Annotated in this window: 6 protein-coding genes; 5 read left to right on the forward strand and 1 reads right to left on the reverse strand. The window is 45.7% G+C overall.

Features of this window, described 5'->3' with window-relative positions; genetic code table 11:
- Positions 1-47: 47 nt before the first annotated feature.
- Positions 48-4,646: a DEAD/DEAH box helicase gene (locus V202x_RS20180; RefSeq protein WP_145178668.1), complete on the reverse strand. Its 4,599-nt coding sequence runs from the start codon at positions 4,644-4,646 to the stop codon at positions 48-50.
- Between the two features lie 476 nt (positions 4,647-5,122).
- Between V202x_RS20180 and V202x_RS20185 the strand changes: the two genes are divergently transcribed.
- The 5 genes from V202x_RS20185 to V202x_RS20205 all read left to right on the forward strand — a co-directional run bounded on the left by V202x_RS20185 (position 5,123) and on the right by V202x_RS20205 (position 12,691).
- Positions 5,123-7,417, forward strand: a complete 2,295-nt coding sequence (locus tag V202x_RS20185; RefSeq protein ID WP_145178669.1) for an NfeD family protein — start codon at positions 5,123-5,125, stop codon at positions 7,415-7,417.
- A 330-nt stretch (positions 7,418-7,747) separates the two neighbouring features.
- A complete protein-coding gene (gene rpsO, locus V202x_RS20190; RefSeq protein WP_144985584.1) occupies positions 7,748-8,017 on the forward strand; it encodes a 30S ribosomal protein S15 in 270 nt (89 codons plus the stop codon).
- Positions 8,018-8,072: 55 nt separating this feature from the next.
- On the forward strand, positions 8,073-10,205 hold the full coding sequence (gene pnp / locus V202x_RS20195; protein WP_145178670.1) for a polyribonucleotide nucleotidyltransferase: 2,133 nt from the start codon (positions 8,073-8,075) through the stop codon (positions 10,203-10,205).
- Between the two features lie 179 nt (positions 10,206-10,384).
- Positions 10,385-11,101, forward strand: a complete 717-nt coding sequence (locus V202x_RS20200) for a sensor histidine kinase (RefSeq protein ID WP_144985586.1) — start codon at positions 10,385-10,387, stop codon at positions 11,099-11,101.
- A 156-nt stretch (positions 11,102-11,257) separates the two neighbouring features.
- Positions 11,258-12,691, forward strand: a complete 1,434-nt coding sequence (locus V202x_RS20205) for a sigma-54-dependent transcriptional regulator (protein WP_145178671.1) — start codon at positions 11,258-11,260, stop codon at positions 12,689-12,691.
- Positions 12,692-13,199 lie beyond the last annotated feature (508 nt).

Here is a 13,199-nt window from a genome sequence, read left to right on the forward strand (position 1 = left end):
TTCCACATTAGTTCAAAAGAGTCGCATTCACGCTAGTGTTATTATAGTCAGAGAAAGGAAGGACGCGGAGATTTTTTTTCATCTGTGTCAGGGTGATTCCCCGTTGAAACCAGAACGCCATCTTCTTCGTTAGCTGAAAGTGGTGGTTCTTGTGAGTGTGGATCACTGTCACTTGAGAATTCTTCATTGATGATCGTACCTTTAATGGGAAGCCCGAATCCCAGGATCAGTTCTCGTTTTAATTTTTCGTTGACTTTGGATACGAGGAAGAGTTCTTCACTCTTTGCGTAAGCAATCAAGTTCCCATTCCAATAGGCGAGCCGATTATTGGCGGTACTGGGAATGCGCGCCTGTTTTGTAAGGATCCCGACTAGATTCAACGGGTCAGAGGCGGAGAGGATGATTAATTCATCGGACGTTGCATTGTCACGTAATTTTCGTAATTCCTGAATTGTACTCGACATCGCAAATTGTTCGCCGGCAACACCAGCTACAAAGCGTCCGCCTCGAATTTCGCCGCGGGCTTCCAGCCGCCGGTAAACCTGAAGAAGCTCAAACCAGCGTGGTGCACCGGTTTCTTTCAGTAATAAATCGCGAAAGACAACACCCCAGCGCCTGATTAATTGCCACGCCCATTGTTCGACATACTCATAGTATTGAAGGCTTTGTTCTTCAATCTCATTTTTAGTATTACGTCGCCAGATAGACCATCGTCCGGTATTGTTCGGTGTGGTCCGCTTTCGAACCAGGCCGATCCGTTTTTTGCGAGAAGCACGTCGATTGTTAGAGGAGCGATCTGCGGTAAATTGCCGCATACCGGAGAAGCTGTCAGAGGTCACGAGTCCTCGTGAAATCAGTTCACCCAATGAATCCGCAATTTGTGAAGGCATCGACTCGGTTGTTGTCATCATGTCGGTGGCAAAGAGTGCGCCTTGCTGAGTCAGCAGTTCCAGGATTTCCATTGCCGGACTGCTGAGGTGATTTTGCTCTTCTGTGATCTTTTGAAACGAAGGAATAGGATTAAAATAAGTCAGCCAGGGAGTGTCTTCTCTCAAAAAGAAAGAGACAGGGGCGTTTCGTGTAATGCCGGTCATCGGTTTGCCCTGGTCGGCGGCCCGTTTGGGAGGATATAAACGTCCCCAGCCAATTTCACCCGTGAAACAGAGTTCATCCAGATCATTGGTTTTATAGTTTGTGATTCGTGAGGGGAGGATATCTCGTTCCCAGCAGATTGCCGGGATATCAACGCCTTGCAACATCGAGAGCACTTCAAAGAGGCCATTCGTTCCAGAGCGTTTTTCATCACCAGTCAGTCCATGAAGGTGCGACAGGAATTGAATAAACACATTGGTGCCAACAGGCTGTACCTGTGCACGTAGTCCCTGCAATGTCAGTCGATGAATGCGTGCCAGAAGACGGCGGTGGCACCATTCTTTGGATGGTGTTTCAGAAGATAGTGTTGCGTTTTCAGCGTCAGGTTCACCCTCCTGGCTTTGATCCCAGTTAGGATCTTTGATGCGAAAATAACCCTGCATGGCGATCCCTTCCCCTTCGAGCGCCATTAACGCTGCTTCCGTTTGAGAATCGGTCAAACACGCGAAATTTGCTATTTCGGAGACTGTCAAGGGACCACAGGTATCCAGCAGCCCGCGAATGATGGCGGTGCGGGCTTCAGCCGATTCCCATTCCTGACGGACACCGGCTGGGACCGTCACAAGAGGCTGGTACTGACTTTCGGGAAAAGCTGCTAATGCCGCCGGTAGGCGTTCCGTGGCAACCCAACTTTGCGGAGAGCTGTTTTCTATATCAGCTTCAGATCTCTGTAAGGTGGTGGCACGTCCCGTTGATTCCAGTTCCTGATACCATTCAACCCAATCAGATTGCTCATTAATCGGTAGATGAATCCGTCCCAGCAGGAGATCATGTAGCTCGTCTGCATTACGAACCAGTGGTTGTGCTTCCTGACATACTTGCGCAATCGCTTCCGGGGAAAGTCGTCCCAGATCTTCGACACTTTCCACAGAAATAGTTTGCCGCGTCGCAACCGCACGGGCACGACGTTCTTGCGCTTCGCCTCCATCCAGAAAGGTGTAAGGGCTGGAATTTAATAGCTCATAACAAAACGGTGAAGGTTCGCGTGTATCGCGGGGGATCAGTTTGATCGATCCTTGTTCGAGTTGCAGCAGAACATTTTTGAAACCTTCGATGTCAAGTTGTTCGTTCAGGCAATCGTACAAAGTCTGGTCAACCAGAATATGATCAGGACGCACAATTTCACCGATCTCATTTTCAGGACAACCTGTCAAACGTGGAAAGACGGCGGTCAACAAGTCTTCTGCACGAAATCGTTGCAGAGGAGGGGAGACCTTTTTTCCATTCTGCATACGGGAAACCAATAGCGCGCGAGTGACATTCCAGCGCCACCGTACATGAAACATGGGATGATCCAGAATCGCTTGTTCGGAGAGTTGCTGAACGTTGCTGGTATTCAGCATGGTAAACAAGCTCTCCAGCGGGAAGCTGTGTTGCGGACCCAGTGAGAGAATGATGCCGTTATCGTCAGCAGTTGCTTGCAATTCAAAATTATAAGAACGGCAGAAACGCTTGCGCATCGTGTAACCCCAGGCGCGGTTAATATCACCACCAAAGGGGGCATGAATTATCAGCTGCATTCCCCCCGATTCATCAAAAAAGCGTTCAAAGACGATCCGTTTTTGAGTTGGTACTACTCCCAAAGCTGCTTTTTGAGCCTGAACATAATCGACTATTTGTTTGCTGCCCCACTCATCGGTGTGGGTTTCACGAACCAGCCAATTGATGGCTTGCTCCGGATTTTCGATTTGTTGTTCCAGCTCTTCGCGGAGATCCGAGATTTCAGTAGAAAGTTCGAGTGAGCGTCCCGGTGCTTCTCCGAACCAGAAGGGAATTGAAGGGGGAGCACCATTGGCATCAACGACTGTCACATCGCCGCCACGAACATAACGAATTTTCCAGGACGTATTGCCGAGCAGAAATATATCTCCCGCCATACTTTCCACGGCGAAGTCTTCATCGACCGAGCCCACCACGGTTTGATCGTCTTCAGTCACCACTCGATAGGAGGCAATTTCCGGTATCGCGCCTCCGTTCATGGTTGCCGTCAGCCTCGCATTTTTTCTGCTGCGAACGCGTTTTTGAACCTGATCATGGTGTAGATAGACGCGACTGCGTCCGGAAGTGCTGCTGATGCCTTCACTCAGAAATTGAATCGTGCTTTCGTAATCTTTTCGCTTGAGGTTTTGAAACGAATATGCGCGGGTGATGAGTTCAAATAACTCATCCGAATTCCATTCTTGCGAGGAGACTTCCGCTGTGATTTGTTGAGCGAGAATATCAATCGGGGATTCTGGCATTCGGACCGTATCCAGAATACCTTTTTTGATTGAGCGAACCAGCGCCATGCTTTCGAACAATTCATCACGGGAGAGAGCAAAAATTCGTCCTTTAGGAACCAGACCCAATGAATGTCCTGAACGACCGATACGCTGCAGGAATGTGGCGATGCCACGTGGTGAACCGATTTGAATGACAAGATCGATATAGCCGACGTCGATTCCCAACTCGAGAGACGCCGTCGCGATGACAGCTTTGAGTTCACCGCTTTTCAGTTTCTGTTCGGTGCGATGACGAATTTTTGCCGACAGTGAACCATGATGGCTGCCAACAACATCTTCACCCAATCGCTCGGTTAATTGATGGGTAATGCGTTCTGCCAGACGACGAGTATTAACGAAAATCAGCGTACTGTGATGTGACTCAATCAATTCGACAATTTGTTCCAGCACTTCAGCCCACTGTTCGTGAGAGCAAATTGCGCTCAATTCTGACGGAGGAACCTGGATGGCCACATCCAACGTCCGTGAATGACCAATATTCACAATGCGGCAGACACGTTCTGGATCTTCAGTTGAAGTCACTTGGGGAAGATTAAATGTGATTTCAATCTCGGGGCGGTTTCCGACCAGATATTGTGCGACCCGTTCCAATGGTTTTTGTGTGGCAGATAAACCAATCCGCTGCAGGGGGTGATCGATTAACGCTTCCAGGCGTTCGAGGGTGAGTGACCAGTGTGACCCACGCTTGTCCCGTAATAATGCATGGATTTCATCGACGATGACCATTTCGACGTTTTTCAGGGTTTCCCGACTTTTCGAAGCCGTTAACATTAAATACAACGACTCGGGAGTCGTGACCAGAATGTGGGGAGGCCGTTTGACGAGTGCAGCTCGTTTGGAAGCAGGAGTATCGCCGGTTCTCAACCCGACACGAATGGGAGTGAATGTATAACCTTCTTCTTCCAGAAGCTGTGAGATTTCTTCTAGAGGCTCGGTCAAGTTACGATGCATATCGTTCGATAGTGCACGTAACGGCGAGACATAGACAACGGAAATTTCATTCTCTAAATCACCGTCTAAAGAACGTTTAACCAGGCGATCGATGACAGACAAAAATGCGGTTAAAGTCTTTCCACTGCCGGTGGGAGCAGAAATGAGGGTGTGCTCTCCACGATTAATGCATGGCCATCCCTGTTGTTGAGGATCAGTGGGATCTTGAAAGCGTTTTCGAAACCATTTTTCAATAATGGGGTGATACCCGTAAAATGACATGACTTCCCTTTAGTCAGTTTGTTTGGTTTATCCTTTTATTGTAAGAACTTTAAAAGTAAAAATTAACCGGTTTTCTTTGATTTATTTGCCTACAGGCAAGAGAGAATCCTGGAATCGATGACAAGTCGTTGATTTTCTCTGAAAATTTGGTTTCAAATAGAATGCTTGGTTTTTGAACATCTAAGCTGATGGAATTGTCTTTTAAGCAGAAAAAGCGGAATTATGAAGATTTCTAATGTATAACAAACTGATGAAAACAAATCTCTGTTTCCCCGCTAGAAATCGCCTATAATAATATTGTAAAATGGATTGATCTCTCTGGTATCAGAATGCGTTAATATAGAGACATCAGATGGTTTTGTGTCTGTTATATTTGATTGTGAGGCGATGAATTCTTCTACTTCTAATTGAGAGTCGTCATTCAGAGCGTGTTCGAGCTTTACATTACTATTATTGGCAAGGGTGAAAGTCACATAATGAAAAATGTCAATCAAATGTTACTGGCTTTTTTTCTGGGACTTTTAGTGCTCAATGGTCATTCTGATCTCCAGGCAGAACCTGATAAACAAAATGCTGGTGAGAAACAGAAAACCAAACAAACAGAAAAGCAGGAGCAAGACGAGAACTCGTCCAAACCAGCTTTATTTATGACAATTGAAAGCCCGGTGGGTGAGGTCACGTATGGGCGTGTCACCAATGCTGCCCTGTCTTTACAAAATGAAGCCTCGCAAAATAACCAGACAGGGTATCTGATCTTACAAATTTCCCCCGGTTCCAGCCCGTTTCATCAAGTGCAGGGGCTGGCAAAGTTCCTGGCTTCATCGAAGTTGTCTAGCTTGAAGACCATTGCCTGGGTGCCTGAAACCGTGATCGGGAATAATGTGGTTCTGGCGTTGGCTTGTGACGAAATTGTGATGCATCCCGATGCAGAGTTGGGAGATATCGGATATGGTAAGGCTGTGGATCGAGATGAGCGGGAGTTTGTCCTTTCAATTGTTGAGAAACGACATAATGTCAAGCTGAGCCGAGCGCTCGCTTTAGGGATGATGGACCCCCAACAGGCGGTTCTGAAAATTAAAATCCAGCAGGGAGAAGGGGACAAAAAACAGGTCGAGTCACGCATTGTGACTCCCGAAGAGCTCAAACGCTTGCAAGATAATATGGCAGTCATTGTTGATGTCGAAACCATTAAGGAAGTGGGTTCGCTGGGAGTGTTTTCTGGAAGTAAAGCACGCGCTCTGGATGTGCTGGTTCAACAATTGGCAAATTCACGTGGCGATCTTGCAGAGCTGTATGGAATTCCGCGTGAAAAATTGCGTGATGATCCTACAGCGGGTGAAGCACCGCAGGCGATGCTGATTAAAGTCGATGGAATGATTGAGCCCATTTTAGAGACCTTCATTGAACGCCAGATTAACCGCGCTGTTAATTCTGGGGCAAATATGCTCATTTTTGAGATCGAATCAGGTGGAGGTTACCTGTTGTCAGGTACGAATCTCGCAAATAAGATCGCTGATCTGGAAGCCATTAATGTCAGAACAGTAGCCTATGTTCCCGATTATGCGATGAGCAGTGCCGCGATTATCGCTTTGGGTTGCGATGAAATCTTTCTGAAACCCGACGCACAGATTGGAGACGCAGGGCCGATCTCCATGAATAAAGATGGACAGTTTGAACATGCTCCAGAAAAAGTACTGAGTCCTCTGAGAGTGACATTGAAAGATTTGGCTGAGAAAAAAGGCAGGCCTGCAGCGGTTTGTGAAGCCATGTCCGATAAAGATCTGGAAATCTTTGAAGTCACGAATAATAAAACAGGGCAACTCTGGTATATGACAGAGGATGAAATTCACCAATCCAATGGAGAATGGATCAAAGGTCAAATGGTTCCTGAGTCACGAAAAGCCAACTTGTTGACGGCCAACGGAGTCCGCGCACATGAGTTGAAAATCGCTGAGCCACCTGTTCGGGATATGGACGAATTAAAACAGCGCCTGGGAATTCCCGCTGATGTCACACTAAAGGCAGTGGGGCGAACCTGGGTTGATACGCTTGTTTACGTGCTGAACTCGTCGTTTTTTACCGGCTTAGTCATCGCCATGGGCATCATGTTTATCTACCTGGAATTTTATACTTTAACGGGACTGTTCGGCATCATGTCGGCCGTTTGTTTTGGACTCTTCTTCTGGAGTCATGTGTTAGGCGGGACCGCCGGCTATTTGGAAATTGTTCTATTTTCCTTAGGCTTGATTTGTATTTTACTCGAAATTTTTGTGATCCCTGGTTTTGGCATCTTCGGCATTTCTGGTGGACTGCTGGTGCTTTGTTCCATCGTTCTGGCAAGTCAGACCTTTGGTGATTACAACACGCTACGTCCAGGTTCTGATTTTGCGAATATGACAAAAACCATTGGAACGATGAGTGCTTCGATACTCACAGTGATCGTTTTGGCGATTGCCTTGAACCGATTTTTACCCGAATCTCGGTTGATGCATTCGATTACTCTGGCGCCTCCCGGTGAAAGTCCCGGGACAGATGAAATCCGGTTAGATCCTGAATTACTCGAGAATTCCGGTACTTTAAGCCTAAATGGGCTCGAATTAGCTGTCGGCATGAAAGGGGTCACCTCATCCGTGTTGAGACCTGCGGGGCGTGTCGAAATTGATGGAGTTTGGGTTGATGTCATTAGCGAAGGGCCTTTTATTCAGCCGGGAACCGAAGTCATAGTTTCAAAAATCAATGGCAATGAAGTGATCGTACGTGAAGTGGTTTGAGCAGATCCGCTGATTTCTCCCAGATTGGGTTGAAATCTCAGGATGTGTATCTGAATGTGCATTACTCTTAGTTTTTGAAAGCATTTTACCTAACTGGTTCAAATCAGAGAGGTTTTCGTAATCGAAGTAGCGTATCCATTGAATAATTTCTTCAAATTGCTACATTAAGTACCTTTAAGCCCTGAAAGCTAGCGTAATAGCTTTGTTTTCTCTCGCCATTATCCCGTCAGATAAAGTCAAAACACGGAATGTAATGGCTGTCTTTGCATTGGGGTATCCCCGATCTTCTCTGTTTGTCATGTGTTTAGTTTAAAGGTTTAGGTTAGAAGAATGTCAGTCACGCAGGAACGAAGAGCAGAATTGATTAAAGAGTATCAGTCTAAAGAAGGGGATACTGGATCTGCTGAAGTGCAGATTGCTGTACTTACAGAACGGATTGTCAATTTAACAGAGCATCTCAGAGCAAACTCCAAGGATCATGCCAGTCGCAGAGGTTTACTACAAATGGTGAGCCGTAGACGGAGCCTGCTTGATTATTTGCACAAGAAGAATGCAGAAAGCTATAGGGAAATTCTGGATCGGTTAAACATTCGAAAATAACTTGGGTGTTCGCTGATCTGTGTCGGTTTGTCGGAAATGAAATTAGGAATTTATTGTGAAAGTAGTTGTTGAATGTGAGGTTGGCGGACAGAAACTGAGTCTTACAACTGGTCAGTTAGCGAAGCAGGCCGCAGGGTCTGTTCTGATTCAATATGGTGAAACCGTTGTATTTGTTGCTGCTGCAACAGGGCCTGGCAGGCCGGGAATTGATTTCTTCCCACTTACGGTTGATTATCGGGAAAGAATCGCCGCCTCAGGCAAATTTCCCGGTGGGTTTTTAAAACGCGAAGGGCGGCCCACAACAAAAGAGATTTTGACGGCACGTTTAACGGACCGTCCCATTCGTCCCCTGTTTCCCAAAGGGTTTCATGACGAACTTCAAATCATGTCCAATGTCATGGCCTGTGATGGCGTTAATGACCCCGATGTGCTTTCCATTAACGCTGCAAGTGCGGCCCTCTGCTTGTCTCCCGTTCCCTTTCAGGGACCAATCGGAGCCGTGCGAGTGGGGAGGATCGGTGGCGAACTGATCTCGTTTCCCACACGTGAGCAGATTGCTGAAAGTGATTTAGATTTGATTGTCGCTGGTACAGTCGAGTCTGTTTTGATGATTGAAGGTTTTGGCGAACAGATTCCTGAAGAAGAAATGGCAACTGCCATCATGTTCGCACACCAGGAACTACAGAAGATTTGCCAATTACAATTGGAACTGCGAGAGAAGGCCGGTATTGAGCCATTCGAATATGAAGCACCTCCGGAAAATCCTTTCATATCCAAACTGGATGACGCCATCTACCAACGACTCAGTACTGCCATGCAAAGCACAGTCAAAGCTGAGCGGCGTGAAGGAATTCAAACGGTACACGAAGAGTTGGTAAATCAGTTTTTTCCTGAAGAGGCTGAAGAAACAGAAGATGGTGCGACTCGCGGTCAATTTGAAGAAGCGTTTCACGATCTGGAAGCCAAAGCCGTACGTGAACTTGCCATGTCGGGACGACGACTGGATGGTCGTGCTCCCAATGAGCTGCGTGCTGTTTCTTGCGAAACGGGAAGTTTACCACGTGTGCATGGTTCTGCCCTGTTTACACGTGGTGAAACACAATCGTTGGCAACGGTCACATTGGGAACCTCTCGTGACAAGCAACGTGTCGATGGGTTGTTCGAAGAAGAGTTGCAACGATTCATGTTGCATTACTACTTCCCGCCCTTTTCAGTCGGTGAATGCCGACCGATCAGAGGACCGGGGCGTCGTGAAATTGGTCATGGTTGTCTGGCAGAACGTTCTGTGGCACCTGTCTTACCTAGCGAAGAAGATTTTCCTTATACCATTCGTGTGATTTCAGATATTCTGGAATCAAATGGAAGTAGTTCCATGGCGTCTGTCTGTTCGGCGACCCTGTCACTCATGGATGCCGGAGTACCTTTACGACAACCTGTCGCCGGAATCTCAATCGGTCTGGCAACAGAAGGTGACAAATTCCAGATTCTGACTGACATTATTGGTGATGAAGATCATTTCTGTGATATGGACTTTAAAGTCGCTGGAACTCAAAAAGGGATCACAGGAATTCAACTGGATCTCAAAAATGATGGAATCAGTGAAGAAATCATTCGTGCGACTTTAGAGCAGGCAAAACAGGCTCGCTTAGAGTTATTGAGAACAATGTTAACTGCCATTCGACGGCCGCGAGCAGAGATCTCAAGTTTTGCACCTCGGTTGCATCAAACCAAGATCAATCCTGAAAAAATCGGTTTGCTGATCGGTCCTGGAGGAAAAACCATTCGTGCCATCCAGGAAGAAACAGGCGGTACCATTGATATTCAGGACGATGGTACTGTAACTGTCTCTGGAAGCAATGCCTCAGTGGTTGAAAAAGCAATGGCTCACATCGAAGCTCTCACCGAAGAAATTCGGGTGGGTCGTATTTATGATGGTGTGGTCAGCTCAATCAAAGAATTTGGTGCTTTCATCGAGATTGCTCCGGGTAAAGACGGACTGTGCCACATCAGTGAACTCTCTGATGGATTTGTCAAATCGGTCAATGATATCTGTAAAATGGGAGACCGTTTGCAGGTGAAGGTGATCGCCGTCGATGATCAAAACCGTGTCAAGCTTTCCCGCAAAGCCGTTCTGGCTGAGCAGGCTGGAGAAAGCAATGGAGATCTTGATTCGGAAGAAAACGAATAACAGTTCTCTTTGATCTGAGACTGAGAAAACTAAAAAGCGATGAAGGAGCTCGATGTGAGATGACTTCATCGTTTTATTTTTATATTTGAGAGTCTGGAATAATTGATATCAGCTGGATTGTGAACAAGAACACCGTTTAATGCAAATGGTTTGAGAATTGAAAGCCGAGATCATCTGCTATGAAAGAGAGTCCGTTAAGCACTCGTGAACGCGAAAAATTTGAGGCGCAGTATTCAGAAATTGCGACACTCGCTGGGGGCTTGGCACATGAAATTAAAAACCCACTTTCGACAATGAGTTTGAACTTAGAGTTGCTTACAGAGGACCTGGATTCACTCGATGTTCCTGCTAAACACCGTATGTTGAAAAAAGTGGAAAGTGTTCAACAGGAATGTAAACACCTGCAGGAAATTCTCGATGCGTTTTTACAGTTTGCGCGTGTTGGGAAGTTGGCATTAAGTAAAGCGAATCTCAATGATCTGGTCAGTGACTTTATTGATTTTTTCAGACCACAGGCCCGAGAAGCAAATATTGAAATCAGTCCACACTTCGATGCCGATTTACCGACAATTCAAGTCGATAAATCACTCTTAAGGCAAGTGTTGATGAATCTGGCTTTGAATGTAGTTCAAGCAATGCCCGATGGTGGTCTCATTGAATTACAGACCTATCATAAAGACGGGATGGTTTACCTCGACATGATTGACAATGGGAAAGGAATCGACGAGAACGTCAAAGCGCGGATGTTTGATGCGTTCTTTTCTACAAAATCGGGAGGCAGTGGGTTAGGTTTACCAACTGTGAAAAAAATTATTGATACACACCAGGGAACGATTGAATGCGAAAGTGAACCAGGTCGGGGAACTCGCTTTACAATTGCGTTCCCGGTATGCTGAATCATCATTATTGACAGGTTTTTATTATTTTTTGAGTAAGATTCGAATCTATCGAGATGACTCCTTCTCATAAAATTTGAGATAATATTCCGAACGGCTGCTTAATATTGAATTTCACTTTTTTAATGATGCCAGGAAAGGCTAAGAGTTTGCTCGATGAGCGCGAAAGATGCTACTGAAAAAGATCTCTCATCAATCGTAATTCGTGTTTTGATTATCGATGATGATGAAGCACATGCTCAGGCTGTAGCGGAAAGTCTGGAGCGCGTGGGCTGTGAATGTAAAATTGCGACTTCAGGGGAGCAAGGCGCCAAGCTGATCGAAAGCGAAACCGCTGATATTGTGATTACCGATTTACGGATGGATGGAGTCGATGGCTTGTCCATTCTAAGGACCGCGAAAGATGAACTACCTGATGCCGAAGTGATCGTATTGACGGGACATGGTTCGATCAATTCCGCGGTCACGGCGATGCAGTTGGGCGCGTACACGTATCTGACAAAACCGCTTGATATCAATGAACTCAGGAATGCTGTTGAGAAAGCTTCGACGCGCGTACGTCTGATGCGCCATAATGCGGAACTGCATCGTCGGCTCGATGAAAAATTTGGTTTCGAAGGAGTTATTGGAAATTCTCCCTCGATGCATAAAATCATCGAAAAACTAAAAAATGTCGCCTCCACCAACAGTACTGTTTTGATTGCAGGAGAAAGTGGAACTGGTAAAGAACTGGTGGCACGGGCGATTCATCAGAACAGTGAGCGAAAAAGTAAACCCTTTGTTCCGCTCAATATTTCTGCATTGCCAGACAGTATTCTGGAAAGTGAACTCTTCGGTCATGAGCAGGGGGCTTTTACCGGTGCGGTTGGGAAGCGTATTGGGAAATTTGAGCATGCCAACGGTGGAACGTTATTTCTGGACGAAGTCGGTGAAATGCCGATGCAGACACAAATCAAATTATTAAGAGTATTAGAAGACAGAAAAATCGCCAGACTGGGAACCAACGAGGAAATCAGTTTGAATGTGCGTCTGGTCGCCGCAACAAATGCCGATCTGTTGGAGATGGTCAAGCAGGGAACTTTTCGCCAGGATTTGTATTATCGTTTATCCGTCGTAAAAATAGAGTTACCTCCCTTGAGAGAACGACGCGGGGATATCCCCTTGCTGACCGATCATTTTCTGAAAGAACTTTCTTCGCAATACGACAAACCATACGAAGGTGTATCTCGTGCAGCCCGTCGTGCATTGATGACTTATGATTGGCCTGGCAATATTCGCCAGTTGAGAAATGCTTCGGAACGAATGCTGGTCCTTGATACCGATGGTATGCTGGATTTGGATGATCTACCTGAAGAAATTGTTCCTTTGGGAGTACCCGAAGGGGATAGTAGTTATACTTCCGATCGATCCGGGGCTGATTTTTTAATTGGACGACCATTTTCTGAAGTAGAACGCTATTACATTGAAAGAGCCCTCGATCTGGCAGATGGCAAACGCGAAGAGGCAGCCAAAATGCTGGGCATTGGCGAACGAACACTCTACCGAAAACTCAAAGAATATCAGAAGCAAAAAGAAGAACAAAATAGCTAAGTTTTCGGTGTTTTGAAGTTAAGAAATGAGTTGAATGAGAATCATATTGGCTCTGATCATCAAGTGTGGTTGCGGGTTGAAAGAAATATACCAACGTATTTTATGTGTCTAAGCGTAAAAACAATTTTCTACCACGAAATACACTAAAGACACGAAAATTTCTTTCTTCAAGAGAAATTCTGAAAGGTCGAATTGACCGAAATAAACATTTTGTAGGATGATTCTCTCAGTATGCAGGTTTGTGGTGATTTTCAAAAATGATCTGAATTACAAATGATTGCATTGAATTAGTTCTAGTAAATTCAATTGAATTCACGCCTACCTTTTGGCTTAGCAAAATTTTTTTCGTGAGTTTCGTGTATTTCGTGGTAGTACCAATTTCTTTCGATAGAAAATTATTGATATTGGAATCTAACAAAATAGAGTAAATGACGCAGTGGCCATTAAGTTATCAAAATTTAACCGTTTAGGTTTTAATTCATAGGGTTGGTGTTCTTGTTTGCAGTAT

Origin of the sequence: Gimesia aquarii (assembly GCF_007748175.1) — a bacterium.
Lineage (GTDB): Bacteria > Planctomycetota > Planctomycetia > Planctomycetales > Planctomycetaceae > Gimesia > Gimesia aquarii_A.

Bases quoted from the DNA above. Each gene is read 5' to 3' on its own strand.
- V202x_RS20180 (WP_145178668.1), bottom strand. From the start codon at position 4,646: ATGTCATTTTACGGGTATCACCCCATTATTGAAAAATGGTTTCGAAAA.
- V202x_RS20185 (WP_145178669.1), top strand. From the start codon at position 5,123: ATGAAAAATGTCAATCAAATGTTACTGGCTTTTTTTCTGGGACTTTTA.
- rpsO (WP_144985584.1), top strand. From the start codon at position 7,748: ATGTCAGTCACGCAGGAACGAAGAGCAGAATTGATTAAAGAGTATCAG.
- V202x_RS20200 (WP_144985586.1), top strand. From the start codon at position 10,385: ATGAAAGAGAGTCCGTTAAGCACTCGTGAACGCGAAAAATTTGAGGCG.
- V202x_RS20205 (WP_145178671.1), top strand. From the start codon at position 11,258: ATGAGCGCGAAAGATGCTACTGAAAAAGATCTCTCATCAATCGTAATT.